The sequence below is a fragment of the Aquabacterium sp. T101 genome (assembly GCF_057219775.1).
In genome coordinates this window covers 153849-170159 of sequence record NZ_JBXVVZ010000006.1, presented here as the reverse complement: position 1 = coordinate 170159, position 16311 = coordinate 153849, and the positions used below count along the sequence as shown (strand labels likewise).

At 70.7% G+C, this 16311-nt stretch carries 12 protein-coding genes; 5 read left to right on the top strand and 7 right to left on the bottom strand.

The window, feature by feature from the left end:
- Positions 1-3: 3 nt before the first annotated feature.
- On the bottom strand, positions 4-1656 hold the full coding sequence (gene aceF / locus AC2EAQ_RS15355; protein WP_484645215.1) for a dihydrolipoyllysine-residue acetyltransferase: 1653 nt from the start codon (positions 1654-1656) through the stop codon (positions 4-6).
- Positions 1657-1682: 26 nt separating this feature from the next.
- Positions 1683-4382 carry a pyruvate dehydrogenase (acetyl-transferring), homodimeric type gene (aceE, locus tag AC2EAQ_RS15350; RefSeq protein ID WP_484645214.1) on the bottom strand — a complete coding sequence of 900 codons (2700 nt, stop codon included), beginning with the start codon at positions 4380-4382 and terminating at the stop codon, positions 1683-1685.
- Positions 4383-4527: 145 nt separating this feature from the next.
- Here aceE and AC2EAQ_RS15345 point away from each other — a divergent pair, with 145 nt between their 5' ends.
- From AC2EAQ_RS15345 to AC2EAQ_RS15325, 5 genes are all read left to right on the top strand, one after another.
- Positions 4528-7122 carry a PAS domain-containing sensor histidine kinase gene (locus AC2EAQ_RS15345; RefSeq protein ID WP_484645213.1) on the top strand — a complete coding sequence of 865 codons (2595 nt, stop codon included), beginning with the start codon at positions 4528-4530 and terminating at the stop codon, positions 7120-7122.
- A complete protein-coding gene (locus AC2EAQ_RS15340) occupies positions 7119-7745 on the top strand; it encodes a response regulator transcription factor (RefSeq protein WP_484645212.1) in 627 nt (208 codons plus the stop codon). The genes AC2EAQ_RS15345 and AC2EAQ_RS15340 overlap by 4 nt, the downstream gene beginning before the upstream one ends.
- 94 nt (positions 7746-7839) lie before the next feature.
- On the top strand, positions 7840-8703 hold the full coding sequence (gene folD / locus AC2EAQ_RS15335) for a bifunctional methylenetetrahydrofolate dehydrogenase/methenyltetrahydrofolate cyclohydrolase FolD (RefSeq protein WP_484645211.1): 864 nt from the start codon (positions 7840-7842) through the stop codon (positions 8701-8703).
- Complete coding sequence (locus tag AC2EAQ_RS15330; protein ID WP_484645210.1) at positions 8700-10724, top strand: M3 family metallopeptidase; 2025 nt, start codon at positions 8700-8702, stop codon at positions 10722-10724. Before folD ends, AC2EAQ_RS15330 begins: the two co-directional genes overlap by 4 nt.
- Before the next feature lie 32 nt (positions 10725-10756).
- Positions 10757-11365: a glutaredoxin family protein gene (locus AC2EAQ_RS15325; RefSeq protein ID WP_484645209.1), complete on the top strand. Its 609-nt coding sequence runs from the start codon at positions 10757-10759 to the stop codon at positions 11363-11365.
- Between the two features lie 42 nt (positions 11366-11407).
- Here AC2EAQ_RS15325 and AC2EAQ_RS15320 read toward each other — a convergent pair whose 3' ends face one another.
- From AC2EAQ_RS15320 to AC2EAQ_RS15300, 5 genes are all read right to left on the bottom strand, one after another.
- A complete protein-coding gene (locus AC2EAQ_RS15320; protein WP_484645208.1) occupies positions 11408-12577 on the bottom strand; it encodes an MFS transporter in 1170 nt (389 codons plus the stop codon).
- The gene (locus tag AC2EAQ_RS15315; RefSeq protein ID WP_484645207.1) at positions 12574-13959 is read right to left on the bottom strand and encodes a DNA recombination protein RmuC; all 1386 of its coding nucleotides are present in this window, start codon (positions 13957-13959) and stop codon (positions 12574-12576) included. Before AC2EAQ_RS15315 ends, AC2EAQ_RS15320 begins: the two co-directional genes overlap by 4 nt.
- A 140-nt stretch (positions 13960-14099) precedes the next feature.
- Positions 14100-15236 (bottom strand): AgmX/PglI C-terminal domain-containing protein, encoded by a 1137-nt coding sequence (locus AC2EAQ_RS15310; protein WP_484645206.1) that lies wholly within the window; start codon positions 15234-15236, stop codon positions 14100-14102.
- Between the two features lie 58 nt (positions 15237-15294).
- Positions 15295-15792: an ExbD/TolR family protein gene (locus AC2EAQ_RS15305; protein WP_484645205.1), complete on the bottom strand. Its 498-nt coding sequence runs from the start codon at positions 15790-15792 to the stop codon at positions 15295-15297.
- Positions 15789-16283 (bottom strand): ExbD/TolR family protein, encoded by a 495-nt coding sequence (locus tag AC2EAQ_RS15300; RefSeq protein ID WP_484645204.1) that lies wholly within the window; start codon positions 16281-16283, stop codon positions 15789-15791. The genes AC2EAQ_RS15305 and AC2EAQ_RS15300 overlap by 4 nt, the downstream gene beginning before the upstream one ends.
- Positions 16284-16311: the final 28 nt, after the last annotated feature.

Below are 16311 nucleotides of genomic sequence, written 5' to 3'. Positions count from 1 at the left end.
GGCTCAGAGCAGCACGCGGCGGAAGTCGGCCAGCAGCTGTCCCACGTAGGCGTTGAAGCGCGCCGCCGAAGCGCCGTCGATGACGCGGTGGTCGTACGACAGCGACAGCGGCAGGGTCAGGCGCGGCACGAAGGCCTGGCCGTCCCAAACCGGCTTCTGGAAGCTCTTGGACAGGCCGAGGATGGCGACTTCCGGCGCGTTGATGATCGGCGTGAAGTGCGTGCCGCCGATGCCGCCCAGCGAGCTGATCGAGAAGCAGCCGCCGGTCATGTCGGCCGGGCCGAGCTTGCCGTCGCGCGCCTTCTTGGCCAGGTCGCCCATCTCCTGGCTGATCTGCAGGATGCCCTTGCGGTCGGCGTCGCGCAGCACCGGCACCACCAGCCCGTTGGGCGTGTCGGCGGCGAAGCCGATATGGAAGTACTGCTTGTAGACGAGCTGGTCGCCGTCGAGGCTGGCGTTGAACTCGGGGAACTTCTTCAGCGCCGAGACCACCGCCTTGATCACGAAGGCCAGCATCGTGACCTTGACGCCGCTCTTCTCGTTGTCCTTGTTGGTCTGGACGCGGAACGCCTCCAGCTCGGTGATGTCGGCCTCGTCGTTGTTGGTGACGTGCGGGATCATCACCCAGTTGCGATGCAGGTTGGCGCCGCTGATCTTCTTGATGCGCGACAGGTCCTTGCGCTCGACCGGACCGAACTTGGTGAAGTCCACCTGCGGCCAGGGCAGCAGGCCGGGGATGCCGCCACCGGCGGCAGCCGGCGCGGGTGCCGGGGCCTTGGCCTTCTGCGCGGCGGTCTGCACGCTGCCGGCCATGACGCCCTTGACGAAGGCCTCGAGGTCGCCCTGCGTGATGCGTCCCTTGGGGCCGGTGCCCTGCACCTCGGCCAGCGGCACGCCCAGCTCGCGCGCGAAGCGCCGGATCGACGGCGACGCGTGCGGCAGCTTGCCGGCGGCGGCGGTGGGCTCGTGTGCGGGCATCGGCGCGCTGGCCGCTGCGGCCGGCGCAGCTGCTGCCACCGGCGCGGTTGCCGCCGGGGATGCGGCCGCGACGGGTGCCGCCGCGGGCGCGGCCGCCGGGGCGCCGGCGCCCTGGAGCAGCACCACCAGCGAGCCCTGGTTGACCTTGTCGCCGACCTTGACCTTGACCTCCTTCACCACGCCCGCGTGCGACGCCGGGATCTCCATCGACGCCTTGTCGCTCTCGACCGTGATCAGCGACTGCTCCACCTTGACGGTGTCGCCGGGCTTGACGAAGACCTCGATCACCGCGACGTCCTTGAAGTCGCCGATGTCGGGCACGCGCACCTCGACGGCCGCGCCGCCCGCGGCGGCGGGTGCCACGGCGGGCGCCGGTGCCGCAGGCGCGGCCGCGGGCGCGGGTGCCGCGGCCGCCGGTGCAGGCGCCGCAGCGGCCGCGCCGGCGGCCTCCAGCAGCAGCACCACCGAGCCTTCCTTGACCTTGTCGCCGAGCTTGACCTTCAGTTCCTTCACGACGCCGGCGGCCGACGAGGGGATCTCCATCGACGCCTTGTCGCTTTCCACCGTGATCAGGCTCTGTTCCGCGGCCACCGTGTCGCCGGGCTTGACCAGCAGCTCGATCACCGCGACCTCGCTGAAGTCGCCGATGTCCGGGACCTTGACTTCGACCAACGCCATGTTGCTTGTCTCCGTTCCTGTGGTGCTTATGCGTACAGCGGGTTGGTCTTGTCGGCGTCGATGCCGTACTTCTTGATCGCCTCGCCCACCTTGGTGGCGGGCAGCGTGCCCTCCTCGGCCAGCGCCTTGAGCGCGGCGACCACGATGTAGTGCCGGTTGATCTCGAAGTGCTCGCGCAGGCGGTTGCGGAAGTCGCTGCGCCCGAAGCCGTCGGTGCCCAGCACCTTGTAGGTGCGGCCCTTGGGCACGAAGGCGCGGATCTGCTCGGCGTAGTTCTTCATGTAGTCGGTGGACGCGATCACCGGGCCGTGGTGCTTGTCGAGCTGCTGCGCGACGAAGGGCACGCGCGGCTCGGCCTGCGGGTGCAGCAGGTTCCAGCGCTCGCAGTCCTGGCCGTCGCGCGCCAGTTCGTTGAAGCTCGGGCAGCTCCACACGTTGGCGGCCACGCCCCATTCCTTCTCGAGCAGTTCCTTGGCAGCCATGCTCTCGCGCAGGATGGTGCCGCTGCCCAGCAGGTTCACGCGCGGCGTCTTCTTGGCGCCTTCCTGCAGCAGGTACATGCCCTTGAGGATCTGCTCCTCGGTGCCGGTCTTCAGGCCGGGCATCGCGTAGTTCTCGTTGAGCAGCGTCAGGTAGAAGAAGACGTTCTCCTGCTTTTCCACCATGCGCTTGAGGCCGTGGTGCAGGATCACGCCCACCTCGTGCGCGAAGGTCGGGTCGTAGCTGATGCAGTTGGGGATCGTGCCGGCCAGGATGTGGCTGTGGCCGTCCTCGTGCTGCAGGCCCTCGCCATTGAGCGTGGTGCGGCCGGAGGTGCCGCCGAGCAGGAAGCCGCGCGCCTGCATGTCGCCGGCGGCCCAGGCCAGGTCGCCGATGCGCTGGAACCCGAACATCGAGTAGTAGATGTAGAACGGGATCATGATGCGGTTGTTCGTCGAGTACGACGTCGCCGCGGCGATCCAGCTCGCCATGCCACCGGCCTCGTTGATGCCTTCCTGCAGGATCTGGCCGGCCTTGTCCTCCTTGTAGTACATGACCTGGTCCTTGTCGACCGGCGTGTACTTCTGCCCCTCGGGGTTGTAGATGCCGATCTGGCGGAACAGGCCTTCCATGCCGAAGGTGCGTGCCTCGTCGACCAGGATCGGCACCACGCGCGGGCCCACTTCCTTGTCGCGCAGCAACTGGGTGAGGAAGCGCACGTAGGCCTGCGTCGTGCTGATCTCGCGGCCCTCGGCCGTGGGCTCGAGCACGGCCTTGAAGGTGTCCAGCGGCGGCACGGTGAACGACTCTTCCGCCTTCGGGCGCCGCTTGGGCAGGTAGCCGCCGAGGGCCTTGCGGCGCTCGTGCAGGTACTTCATCTCGGGCGTGTCGTCGGCCGGCTTGTAGAACGGGATCTTCGGCAGGTCGTGGTCGGGGATCGGGATGTTGAAGCGGTCGCGGATGTAGCGGATGTCGTCGTCCGTGAGCTTCTTGGTCTGGTGCGCGGTGTTCTTGCCTTCGCCGGCACCGCCCATGCCCCAGCCCTTGACCGTCTTGACCAGCAGCACGGTGGGCTGGCCCTGGTGGCCGTTGGCGGCGTGGAAGGCGGCGTACACCTTGGCGGCGTCATGGCCGCCGCGGCGCAGGGCCCAGATGTCGTCGTCGCTCATCTTGGACACCATCTCCAGCGTGCGCGGGTCGCGGCCGAAGAAGTTCTTGCGGACGAAGGCGCCGTCGTTGGCCTTGAAGGCCTGGTAGTCGCCGTCCAGCGTGTCCATCATGATCTTGCGCAGCGCGCCGTCCTTGTCGCGCGCCAGCAGGCCGTCCCAGTTGCTGCCCCAGATCAGCTTGAGGACGTTCCAGCCCGCGCCGCGGAACTCGCCTTCGAGCTCCTGGATGATCTTGCCGTTGCCGCGCACCGGGCCGTCCAGGCGCTGCAGGTTGCAGTTGACGACGAACACCAGGTTGTCGAGCTTCTCGCGGGCGGCCAGGCCGATCGCGCCCAGGCTCTCGGGCTCGTCCATCTCGCCGTCGCCGCAGAAGACCCACACCTTGCGCTTGGCCGTGTCGGCGATGCCGCGCGCGTGCAGGTACTTCAGGAAGCGCGCCTGGTAGATCGCCATCAGCGGGCCCAGGCCCATGCTCACCGTGGGGAACTGCCAGAACTCGGGCATCAGCTTCGGGTGCGGATAGCTCGACAGGCCCTTGCCGCCCACTTCCTGGCGGAAGTTGAGCATCTGCTCCTCGGTGATGCGGCCCTCGAGGAAGGCGCGGGCGTAGATGCCGGGCGCGCTGTGGCCCTGGATGTAGAGCAGGTCGCCGCCATGCTCCGGGCTGTCGGCGTGCCAGAAGTGGTTGAAGCCCGCGGCGAACATGTGCGCGAGCGATGCGAACGAGCTGATGTGGCCGCCGAGGTCGCCGCCGTCTTCCGGGTTGAGGCGGTTGGCCTTGACCACCATCGCCATCGCGTTCCAGCGCATGTAGGCGCGCAGGCGGCCTTCGAGTTCGAGGTTGCCGGGGCTCTTGGCCTCGTCGGCGGGCTCGATGGTGTTGACGTAGCCCGTGTTGGCCGAGAACGGCCGGTCCACCCCGTGCTGGCGCGCTTCCTCGAGCAGGTGGTCGAGCAGGAAATGCGCGCGATCCTTGCCTTCGGCTTCGATCACCGCGGCGAGGGCGTCGAGCCACTCGCGGGTTTCCTGATGGTCGGTGTCGCCGCGGTCGGCGTCGGATTGGGGCAATGCGGACATCGTCGTCTCCTGGTTTTTCGGCCGGTCTCCGGCGCCGGCGCGCAGTGTCGCATCAATCCTCGATTTTTTCAAATCATGATTGGCCGTATCGCATAATGAAATTCAGAGGGTTCCGGAGGCCGCTCGCCCTCGATAATCCGCGTCCATGCAACCGCGTCCCGAGCCGTCCGGCGCCAGCGAAGCCACCCTGCCCCGCGCCCAGCGGCTGTTCGGCCGCTGGTGGCGGCGCCAGTCGCCGACCCGCCAGGACCGGTTCGCGACGATCGGGCCGCTGATCTCCGTGCTGCTGTTTCTCGCGGCGATCATCGCGGCCTTCTGGTACCTGCGCAACGAGGAAATCGAGCGCGAGGCGGACGCGGTCCAGCGCGACACCGAGATCTCGCAGCAGCAGGTGCGGCTGTACCTGTCGGACGACCTCGAGCAGCTGCTGCGCCTGGCGCGCGACATCAGCGACCGCTCGGTGGACGCCTCGTCGTTCGCCGCCGTGGCCGCCGACTTCGCGCGCGAGCGCACGGCCATCACGCACGTGTCGTGGATCGGGGCCAACCGGGCGCTGCGCGCCGGCCATGCCGCGGCGGTGTTCCATCCGGAAGTCAACCCCAGCGGCGGCGCGCTCGCGCCCAACCTGCCGGTGGCCAACCAGGACTCGCAGGCCGAGCGGGCCTTCATCAATGCGCGCACCCTGCGGACGCCGAACTACTCCGGCGCCTTCCGCACGGCCAACGGCACGGCGGTGTTCCAGCTCTATGTGCCGCTGTTCGACTCCGGCAGCTTCAACGGCGCCCTGGTGGTCGAGTACTCCATCGAGTCGATGCTGCGCCAGATGGTGCCGCCCGAGGTGACGCAGCGGCACACCGTGGCCGTGGTCGACGCCGACGGGCACGAACTCGCCGGCAGCGTGCTGCAGATGCCGGGCCAGACCACCAGCCGGCCCACGATCGTGGTCGACCTGCCGCTGGCACCGGCGGCCAACGGGCTGGCCCTGCGCGGCATGGGCTGGCGCACGTCGGTGGGCCTGGTCAGCAACACCCTGTTCTGGATGGTGCTGGCGCTGTCGGTGCTGACGGTGTGGATGCTGCTGGGGACGTGGCGCCACATGCGGCGGCGCGGCCAGATGCAGAACGCCCTGGTCCAGGAGACGAACTTCCGGCGCGCGATGGAGAACTCCATGCTCACCGGCATGCGCGCGATGGACACCGAAGGCCGCATCACCTACGTCAACCCCGCCTTCTGCGCCATGACGGGCTTCGCCGAGGCCGAACTCGTCGGCCGGCTGCCGCCCTTCCCCTACTGGCCGCTCGACCGCATCGAGGAGAACACGCGGCTGCTGCAGCAGGAACTGCAGGGCCGCAGCCCGGCCGGCGGCATCGAGGTCAAGGTGATGCGCAAGGACGGCGGCGTGTTCGACGCCCGCATGTATGTGTCGCCGCTGGTGGACTCGCGCGGCCAGCAGACGGGCTGGATGACGTCGATGACCAACATCACCGAGGCCAAGCGCATCCGCGACCAGCTCTCGGCGTCGCACGAGCGCTTCACCACCGTGCTGGAGGGCCTGGACGCGGCGGTGTCGGTGCTGTCGGTGCAGCAGGGCGAGCTGCTGTTCGCCAACCGCAGCTACCGGCTCTGGTTCGGCGCCGACCCCAAGGGCCATGCGCAGCTGGCCGGCCAGTCGCTGGCGCTGCCCTACCTGGCCGCGGGCGACGAGGGCGACGACGTCGACAGCCTGTCGGGCATGCCCGCCGAGTCGCTGACGGCGTCGGGGGCCGACCCGCGCGAGGTCTACATCGAGCCGCTGAAGAAGTGGTTCGACGTGCGCTCGCGCTATCTGCAGTGGACCGACGGCCGCCTGGCGCAGATGCTGATCGCCACCGACATCACGTCGCGCCGGCGCATCGAGGAGCAGGCCGCGCGCCAGGCCGAGCGCGCGCAGGTCACCAGCCGCCTGATGACGATGGGCGAGATGGCCAGTTCGGTGGCGCACGAGCTGAACCAGCCGCTGGCGGCGATCACCAACTACTGCAACGGCATGGTCTCGCGCGTGCGCGCCGAGTCGATCGGCAAGGACGACCTGATCGAGGCGCTGAACAAGACCTCGCGCCAGGCCGAGCGCGCGGCGCAGATCATCCAGCGCATCCGCAGCTTCGTGAAGCGCAGCGAGCCGCAGCGCCAGCAGGCCCAGGCGCGCGCCATCGTCGACGACGTGCTCGAACTGGCCGGCATCGAGCTGCGGCGCCGCAACGTGGCGCTGACCACCTACGTCGCGCAGCGCCTGCCGATGCTGTCGTGCGACCCGATCCTGATCCAGCAGGTGGTGCTCAACCTGCTGAAGAACGCCGCCGAGGCGATCGACGCCGCGCAGTTGCCGCCGTCGCGGCGCCACGTCGAGCTGCGCGTCGTGCCGCGGCACACGCCCGAGGAGGGCGGCGTGATCGAGTTCTCGGTCACCGACCAGGGCCCCGGCGTGCGCGAGGACGTGCTGGCCCGGCTCTACGAGGCCTTCTTCTCGACCAAGGCCGAGGGCCTGGGCATCGGCCTGGCGCTGTGCCGGTCGATCATCGAGTCGCACCGGGGCCGGATGAAGGCCCAGAACCTCTACAATGGAACCACTGTCGTGGGGTGCCGTTTCGCCTTCACGCTGCCGGTCGAACTGACCAGCCGCAGCGAGGCCCCGGGCCCCGCCCAACCCTCGCCCGCGCTCCTCGAGCGCGATGCCGCACCCGCCAACCCCACCACACCATGAGCCTGATCCCCAAGAAGGGCACCGTCTATGTCGTCGACGACGACGAGGCCGTGCGCGATTCGCTGCAGTGGCTGCTCGAAGGCAAGGACTACCGGGTCAAGTGCTTCGACTCGGCCGAATCCTTCCTGTCGCGCTTCGACCCGCGCGAGGTGGCCTGCCTGCTGGTGGACATCCGCATGGACGGCATGAGCGGCCTCGAACTGCAGGACCGCCTGATCGAGCGCAAGAGCCCGCTGCCCATCGTGTTCATCACCGGCCACGGCGACGTGCCGATGGCGGTCACCACGATGAAGAAGGGCGCGATGGACTTCATCGAGAAGCCGTTCAAGGAAGACGAGTTGCTCGGCCTGGTGGAGAAGATGCTCGACCAGGCTCGCAGCGCCTTCACGCACCACCAGGAGCAGGCCAGCCGCGACGCGCTGCTGTCGCGCCTGACCACGCGCGAGGCCCAGGTGCTGGAGCGCATCGTCGCCGGCCGGCTGAACAAGCAGATCGCCGACGACCTGGGCATCAGCATCAAGACGGTGGAGGCGCACCGCGCCAACATCATGGAAAAGCTCAACGCCAACACCGTGGCCGACCTGCTCAAGATCGCGCTCGGCGCGCAGACCGCCAAGGCTTGAGCGTCCGACGCCCTCCCGCCCAAGGCCGCCGCGAGCGGCCTTGTTCGCTCCAGGGCCCCGCCCTAGCCGCCGCACCGCTCACCCGGAGACCCGCTTGACAGCCCAGATCATCGACGGCGCCGCCATCGCGCGCCAGGTCCGTGCCGACGCCGCCCAGGCCGCCGCCCGCATGCTCGCCGACACCGGCCGGCGCCCCGGGCTGGCGGTGATCCTCGTCGGCGACGACCCCGCCAGCGCCGTGTACGTGCGCAACAAGGTCAAGGCCTGCGAGGAGGCCGGCTTCCACTCGGTGCTCGAGCGCTACGACGCGTCGATGTCGCAGACGGACCTGCTGGCGCGCGTCGCCGCCCTGAACGGGGACCCGGCCATCCACGGCATCCTGGTGCAGATGCCGCTGCCGCGCCACCTCGACCCCACCGCGGTGATCGAGGCCATCGTCCCGGCCAAGGACGTCGACGGCTTCTCGATCGCCAGCGCGGGCGAGCTGATGACCGGCCTGCCGGGCCTGCGGCCGGCCACGCCCTTCGGCTGCATGAAGCTGATCGAGTCCACCGGCGTGCCGCTGCGCGGCCGGCATGCGGTGGTCATCGGCCGCAGCAACACGGTGGGCAAGCCGATGGCCCTGCTGCTGCTGCAGGCGCATGCCACGGTCACCGTCTGCCACAGCGCCACCCCCGACCTCGCCGTGCACACCCGCCAGGCGGACGTGGTCGTGGCCGCCGTGGGGCGGCGCGGCACCCTTACCGCGGACATGGTCAAGCCCGGAGCCATCGTCGTCGACGTGGGCATCAATCGGGGCGACGACGGGAAACTCTGCGGCGATGTCGACTTCCAAGGCGTGCGCGAGGTCGCGGGCTGGATCACGCCGGTGCCCGGCGGCGTCGGCCCGATGACCATCGCAATGCTGCTGATGAACACCCTGCAGGCGGCGCAGCAAGCCGCCAAGGACCACCCATGACCAATCCCCTGCTCCAGTTCGACGCCCTGCCCGACTTCCGCGCCATCGGCCCGGACCACGTCACGCCCGCCATCGACACCCTGCTGCAGCAGGCCGAACAGGCGCTCGAGCGCGCCGTCGGCCCCGACGTGGCGCCCGACTACGACGCGATGTCGGCCGTGCTGGACGTGGCCACCGAACGCCTGGGCCGCGCCTGGGGCGTGGTGTCGCACCTGAATGCGGTGGCCGACACGCCGGCGATGCGCGAGGCCTACAACGCCAACCTGCCGCGCGTCACGGCCTTCCTGACCCGGCTCGGCGCCGACGAGCGTCTGTACGCCAAGTACAAGGCCATCGCGGCAAGCCCGTCCGCCGCCACGCTGAGCGCGCCGCGGCGCAAGGCGCTGTCCAACGCGCTGCGCGACTTCGTGCTGTCGGGGGCGGAGCTCACCGGCGCGGCCAAGACGCGCTTCGCCGAGATCCAGGAGCGCCAGGCCGAGCTGGGGCAGAAGTACCACGAGCATGTGCTCGACGCGACCGACGGCTTCGAGCTGTACGTTGACGCGGCCCAGCTCGACGGCGTGCCCGAGGACGTGCGCCAGGCCACGCTCGAGGCGGCGCAGGCCCAGGGCCGCAGCGACGGCACGCACCGGCTCACGCTGCACCAGCCCGTGTACCGGCCGGTGATCGAGTACGCGAGCCACCGCCCGCTGCGCGAGGCGCTCTACAAGGCCTACGTCACGCGGGCCAGCGAGTTCGGCCCGCCCGAGCGCGACAACGGCCCGCTGATGCGCGAGCTGGTGGAGCTGCGCCAGGAGGCCGCCGCGCTGCTGGGGCATCCCACCTTCGCCGACATGTCGCTGGTGCCCAAGATGGCGCGCTCACCGGCCGAGGTGGACGCCTTCCTGCAGAACCTGGCGGCCCGCGCCCGGCCCTTCGCCGAGCGCGACATGGCCGAGCTGCGCGAGTTCGCGGCCGCCGAACTGGGCCTGCCCCAGCTCGAGGCCTGGGACGTGGCCTATGCCAGCGAACGCCTGAAGGAGGTGCGCTACGCCTTCAGCGAGCAGGAGGTCAAGCGCTACTTCACCGAGCCCAAGGTGCTGGCCGGCCTGTTCGACATCGTGCAGACCGTGTTCGAGGTGCAGATCCGCCCCGACACCGCGCCGGTGTGGCACGACAGCGTGCGCTTCTACCGCGTCGAACGCGACGGCCGCCTGCTGGCGCAGTTCTACCTCGACGCCTACGCGCGCCCGGGCAAGCAGCCCGGCGCCTGGATGGGCGGCGTGCGCGAGCGCTGGGCGCGGCCGGACGGCACGCTGCAGACGCCCGTGGCGACGCTGCAGTGCAACTACGCCCCACCGGTGGGCGACGCGCCCTCGCTGCTGATGCACGACGACGTGATCACGCTGTTCCACGAGTTCGGCCACGGCCTGCACCTGATGCTCACGCAGGTGAACGACATGGGCGTGTCGGGCCTGCAGGGCGTGGAGTGGGACGCGGTGGAACTGCCCAGCCAGTTCATGGAGAACTTCTGCTGGGAATGGGACGTGCTGCAGCGCATGACCGCCCACGTGGACACCGGCGCCACGCTGCCGCGCGAGCTGTTCGACAAGATGGTCGCCGCCCGCAACTTCCAGAGCGGCATGGCGATGGTGCGCCAGCTCGAGTTCGGCCTGTTCGACATGCGCATCCACAGCGAGCCCGGCGCCAGCAGCCGGATGCAGCGCGTGCTCGACGAGGTGCGCTCGCAGGTCGCCGTGGTGCAGCCGCCGTCCTACAACCGCTTCGCGCACAGCTTCTCGCACATCTTCGGCGGCGGCTACGCCGCGGGCTACTACAGCTACAAGTGGGCCGAGGTGCTGTCGGCCGACGCCTGGAGCGCGTTCGAGGAGACCGGGACGCTGTCGGTGGCCACCGGGCGCCGGCTTCGTGAACAAGTTCTCGAAGCGGGGGGCAGCCGCACCGCGCTCGAGAACTTCGTCGCCTTCCGCGGTCGTGAACCCCGTATCGATGCGCTGCTGCGCCATCAAGGCATGGCTTGAGCCGCGCCGCGTCAGGCGGTAGATTCGGGTCGATGAAATCCCATCGCCTCGTCCCTGCCCTGGCCGCCACGCTCGCGCTGGCCGCCACGAGCGCGCATGCGCTGTTCAAGGTGGTGGAACCCGACGGCCGCGTCACCTACACCGACCGCCCGCCGCAGGCCAGCGGCGGCAAGGTGGTGCCGGTCAACCGCGACGGCACCAGCACCGGCGACACCGCCGCACTGCCCTTCGCGCTGCGCCAGGTGGCCACGCGGTTTCCGGTCACGCTGTACACGGCCACCAACTGCAACCCCTGCACCCTGGCGCGCCAGATGCTCGTGCGCCGCGGCGTGCCGTTTTCCGAGCGCGTGGCCGACACGGCCGAGGACCGCGAGGCCTGGGAGCGCATCGTCGGCGGCCCGGAGGCGCCCGCGCTGCGCGTCGGCGGCCAGATGCTGCGCGGCTTCAACGCGGTGAACTGGGAAGAAACGCTCGACATCGCGGGCTACCCGCGACAGTCGGTGCTGCCGGCCAGCTACCAGGCCCCGGCCGCCGCGCCCCTGGTGGAGCGGCGGGCCGCCCCCGCCGCAGCGCCGCGCGACGAAACCCCGCAGGCCGCGCCGCAGGACACCGGCTCGCGGCCGTCCGGCTTCCGGTTCTGACCGGAACGGGCAGCGCGGGCCCCGGCGGCCCCGCGCGCTTCGCTAGCGGCCCAGCCGGTGCGCCGGCACCAGCGCCAGCAGCAGCGCCGCGCCCATCAGCCACATCGGCGCGGCACTCGACGTGGCCGCAGCCAGGAAGCCGAAGCCCAGCGGCATCGCGATCGTGGCCGCGTTGGTGAACAGCATGCGCAGGCCCAGCGCCTGCCCCTGACGGCCCTCGGGCGCGGCCTGGTGCAGCATCGACAGCACCATCGGCTGCACCGAGCCGAGCGCCAGCCCCAGCAGCGCCGACCCGGCCATCATGCCGGCCACCCCGGGCAGCCACGCATAGGCCAGCAGCGCCACGCTGGCCACCGCGATGGCGCTCAGCAGGGAGCGCCGCTCGTCGATGCGGTGCGCCAGGCTCGTGATCACGAGGCGGATCACCGTGGCCGCCACCGCGAACGACCCGAGCACCAGGCCGATGGCCGAGGCGCTGTACTCGCGTGCATGGCCCACCACCGGCACGGTAAAGCTGTGCGCGTCCCATGACGCGGCCATCGCCACGTTGACCAGCAGCAGGTTGCGCAGCGTGGGGATGCGCCACAGGTCCATCACGCTGCCGCCCACCGGCGCCTCGCGCAGCGTCGAGTCGCCCGGCGGCACGGCCCGCGGCACGCGCGCCGCGCAGGCTACCGCCAACAGCGGCAGCAGCGCACCGAAGGCGAAGGCCGCGCGGTAGCCGGCATGGTCGATCAGCAGCCCGGTGATCACCGGCGCGAACGTGTTGGACAGCGCCGGGCCGAGCGCCACCCAGCTGAACACGCGCTTGAGGTCGTCGGGGTCGCGCGCCATCTGGCCCGCCTCGCGCTGGATCGCCACCGCCGCGAACGCCACCGCCCCGCCGGTGAGCAGGCCCGACATCGCCAGGGCCGCGATGTGCTGCGTGATCACCGGCAGCACCGCACCGGACAGCGCCGCGATCACGGCCCAGCGCACCGGCCGGTGGAAACCGTAGCGGTCGGCCATGCGGCCCGCCCACATCGAGATGACGATCGGCGCCAGCCCGTACAGGCTGAGCAGCGCGCCCACGGTCCATTCCGGAAAGCCCTGCGCCAGCACCGCCAGCATCGCCGCCACGCGCGTGGCCGCCATGCAGGCATGCAGGCCCACCAGGGTGCTGACCACGAGCCAGAAGGCGCCGCGCGGCGTGACGCGGCCGGCAACGCTCATCGGGGACGCGACTCCTCGTCGTCGGGCAGGTCCAGGCCGAGCAGGTCCGGTACGCGCTCGGCCGGCAGCGCCTCGACGCTGCGCAGCTGCCGCGCCATCGCGCGCGTGCGCACCTCGGCCGCCTCGATCGACTTGCTCACCGCGTCGATCTTGTCCTTGGTGCGGGCCAGCACGTCGCCGAACTTGCCGAACTCGGTCTTCACCGCGCCCAGCACCTGCCACACCTCGGCGCTGCGCTTTTCCAGCGCCAGCGTGCGAAAGCCCATCTGCAGGCTGTTGAGCATGGCCATCAGCGTGGTCGGGCCGGCCAGCACCACGCGGTGCTCGCGCTGCAGCGCGTCCACCAGCCCGGGCCGGCGCAGCGCCTCGGCGTACAGGCCCTCGGTGGGCACGAACAGGATGCCGAAGTCGGTGGTGTGCGGCGCGGCGATGTACTTGTCGCGGATCGTGCGCGCCTCGGCCCGCAGCCGCGTCTCGATGGCCTTGCCGGCGGCGTCGGCGCCGTCCTTGTCGGCACGCTCCTGCGCGTCGAGAAGGCGCTCGTAGTCCTCGCGCGGGAACTTGGCGTCGATCGGCAGCCACAGCGGCGCCTCGCCGTCGCCCGGGCCGCCGCGGCCGGGCAGGCGCACGGCGAACTCCACGCGCTCGCGGCTGCCGGGCACCGTCTCCACGTTGGTGGCGTACTGGTCGGGCGTGAACACGTCGGCCAGCAGCGCGCCGAGCTGCACCTCGCCGAACACGCCGCGGTTCTTCACGCCGGCCAGCGTGCGGCTGAGCGAGCCCACGTCGCGCGCCAGCGTCTGCATCTCGCCCAGGCCCTTGTGCACCTGCTCCAGCCGCTCGGCCACCTGCTTGAAGCTCTCGCCCAGGCGCTGCTCCAGCGTGGCCGACAGCTTCTCGTCGACGGTGGCGCGCATCTGCTCCAGGCGCTGGCCGTTGTCGGCCTGGATCTGCGTCAGCCGCGCTTCCACCACCTGCCGCACCTCGGCCAGGCGCTTGTCGTTGGCGTCACCGAGCGCGCGCAGCTGCTCGGCCTGCGCCTGCCCGAACCGGTGCAGCGCCGCGTCCTGCGCCTCGCGCGCGGCACGCGTGTCGTCCGACACCCGCTGCTGCATCGCGGCCAGCTGGGTGCGGAAGGAATCGATCTGCTCGTTCTGCGTGCGCGCCACGTCGCCGCTCTGGGCCAGCAGCGACTGCTGGAACGCCGCCAGCGTGGCGGTCAGCTCCTGCCGCGTCGCCCGCGCGCTGTCCTGCACGTCCGCGCGCAGGTTGCGCTCCAGGTCCTCCACCCCCCGCCCGTCCCGCCGCAGCGCCAGCCACAGCAGCAGCACGACCACCACGACAAGCAGCCCAAGCTGCGCGATATCCGACCAAGACGCCATGCCCCCATTCTCGCCGCACCAAGCAAGACGGCCCCCAGGGGGCCGTCGAGCGCAGTTCAGCAGGCGCCGCGGGACCGGCTCCGCCGGCCCGCCGGCGCCGCCCCCCTGGGGGGAGCGCCGAAGGCGCAACGGGGGGGGGCCTATGACGGCAGGAAGTCCACCGGCCAGGTCACGACCATCGTGTCCACGTCCTTGGCCCCGAAGTCGAAGCCGCGGATGCGGGCCACGAGCTTGGTCTCCAGGTCGGGCGTCTTCAGCTCGGTGGAGACCACGCGGCAGCCGACCACCTCGCCCGACGGCGCGATCTTCAGCTCCACCACCACCTTGCCCTGCAGCGACGGGTCCTCGCGCAGCGCGCGGTTGTACAGCGCGTAGATCGCACCCTTGTTGCGCTCGAAGACGAGCTTGATCTCCTCGATCGAGCGCGACGCCTTGCCGCTGCCGCCCTTGGTGAGCACGCCGCCCTTGGCGCCCTTGACGCCGTCGCCGCTGCCCAGGCCGGTGCCGTCGCCCTTGCCGCCGCCACCGCCGCCGCCCGGGCCGCCACCGCCGCCACCCCCGGCGGCGCCGGCCACGAGTGTCGTGGCGCGGCCCGCCAGACCGCCGCCGCCGGTGTAGTTGCTGTAGGACGCGGTGTTGATGCCGCCGCTGCCGCCCTGGGCGTTGGACGTGATCATCGAGCGGATCGGGATGCCCTGCTCGTTGCCCGCGCCGACACCCACGCCGACGCCGGTGCCCACGCCGGGGCCCTGCTTGATGTCGGTGCGCAGCTGCACCGCCACCGGGGCGCCGCGCAGCTCGTTGAGGTCCTTGCTGTTGGCCAGCAGGCCGATGCCGGCCACGCGCCGGCGCGCCGCGTCGATCTCGCCCGGCGGACGCCCGGCGATCGGGTTGCGTGCCTCGGGCACCGGGGCGCCCTTGGCGGCCTCGCGCTTGGGCTCGGGCCGCTTGGGCTCGGGCGTCGCGGTGCTGTCGTTCTCGGCCTTGCGCTGCTGCGCCGGGTCGGCCTTGGGCGGCACCGGCTTGACGGCCGGCGGCGGCACGTTGTCGCGCTCGAGCAGCAGCTTGGCCAGCCGCGGCGGCACCTCCTGCACGACGCGCTCCTCCTTGGGCCGCGGCAGCAGCGTGAAGGCCACGCAGGCGATCAGCGCACCCAGGAGGATGCGCCCCAGCACCTTGCGGAATCGCTGCTCGTCCTGCGGCGCATACGACCACGCGAGGTACGGCGTGCGGAACGAGACGCCGCCGGCACCGGCGGCCATCGCTGCAGCGCTCATCGGACAACCCTCCGCGCGTTGCGCTTCGGGGCGAGCGCTTGGGAACGGCCCGGCGCGCTCATGCTTTCGCCTTCTTCGTGACCGCGAAGGACACGTCGCTGAAGTCGGCGCGGGCCGCGGTGGCCATCACCTTGCGCAGCAGGCGGTAGGGGATGTCCTTGTCGCCCATGATGGTGACGGCCTTGCCCTGCGCCTTGTTCTCGGCGCGCACCACCTGCTTGGCCGAGTGCAGCGCCAGCTCGGCCTTCAGCGGCGCGATCTCGTCGCCCGCGGTGGCCAGGGCCTCGTCCACGGTGGTGACCTTGCGGCCCTCGACCAGGATGTCCTGCCCCGCCACCACGATGACCACCGTCTCGCGCGGCATCTTGTCGGTGTGCGACTGCGGCAGCTGCACGGCCTTGCTGGTGCTGAGCACCTCGACGCCGGCGGCGCTGGTCATCAGGAAGAAGATCAGGATGGTGAAGATGTCGATCAGGGACACGAGGTTCATGTCCAGACCCATCTTGTTGCGCTCCTTGCGTTCGGCGCGCTTCTGGATGCCGGTGAGCTTGCTCATGTCTTCTTCGCCAGAGGCGCGTCGCCGATGGAGATGTCCGGGAACAGCGGCACCGCGTCACCCTTGCCCGACGGCGGCACGGGCCGCTCGCGCACAGCATCCATCACCTGGATCAGCGCGTCGTAGGACGTGTCGGGCAGCGCCAGCACGGTGGCGTTGGCCTGGGTCGGGAAACGGGCCTTGAGCTGCTCGATCACCTGGGCCAGCGCCACGGTGTCGTGGCCGGTGGGCGTGTTGGGGATGCGAGAGATCAGGCCGCCGATCTTGTCGCCGACCTCGATCGAGTCTGGACGGATCACGACCTCGAGCTTGAGGTCGTCGACCTTGAGCTGCTCGACGCCAGAGTTCTGCGCCGGCAGCGACAGGTCGATGACCGACAGGCGCGTGAACACCGCGGTCGACAGCAGGAACGGCACCAGCACCACGATCAGGTTGATGAAGGCCGTGACGTCGAGCTCGGCCGCCTGGCGGCGGATGCGACTGGAGCGCATGTGGGAAGTCCTCCCTGGACTCTTGTTC

Coding starts and splice junctions, on each gene's coding strand:
- AC2EAQ_RS15320 (WP_484645208.1), bottom strand. CDS start 12,577: ATGAGCGTTGCCGGCCGCGTCACGCCGCGCGGCGCCTTCTGGCTCGTG.
- AC2EAQ_RS15315 (WP_484645207.1), bottom strand. CDS start 13,959: ATGGCGTCTTGGTCGGATATCGCGCAGCTTGGGCTGCTTGTCGTGGTG.
- AC2EAQ_RS15345 (WP_484645213.1), top strand. CDS start 4,528: ATGCAACCGCGTCCCGAGCCGTCCGGCGCCAGCGAAGCCACCCTGCCC.
- AC2EAQ_RS15305 (WP_484645205.1), bottom strand. CDS start 15,792: ATGAGCAAGCTCACCGGCATCCAGAAGCGCGCCGAACGCAAGGAGCGC.
- aceE (WP_484645214.1), bottom strand. CDS start 4,382: ATGTCCGCATTGCCCCAATCCGACGCCGACCGCGGCGACACCGACCAT.
- AC2EAQ_RS15330 (WP_484645210.1), top strand. CDS start 8,700: ATGACCAATCCCCTGCTCCAGTTCGACGCCCTGCCCGACTTCCGCGCC.
- AC2EAQ_RS15325 (WP_484645209.1), top strand. CDS start 10,757: ATGAAATCCCATCGCCTCGTCCCTGCCCTGGCCGCCACGCTCGCGCTG.
- AC2EAQ_RS15310 (WP_484645206.1), bottom strand. CDS start 15,236: ATGAGCGCTGCAGCGATGGCCGCCGGTGCCGGCGGCGTCTCGTTCCGC.
- AC2EAQ_RS15340 (WP_484645212.1), top strand. CDS start 7,119: ATGAGCCTGATCCCCAAGAAGGGCACCGTCTATGTCGTCGACGACGAC.
- aceF (WP_484645215.1), bottom strand. CDS start 1,656: ATGGCGTTGGTCGAAGTCAAGGTCCCGGACATCGGCGACTTCAGCGAG.
- AC2EAQ_RS15300 (WP_484645204.1), bottom strand. CDS start 16,283: ATGCGCTCCAGTCGCATCCGCCGCCAGGCGGCCGAGCTCGACGTCACG.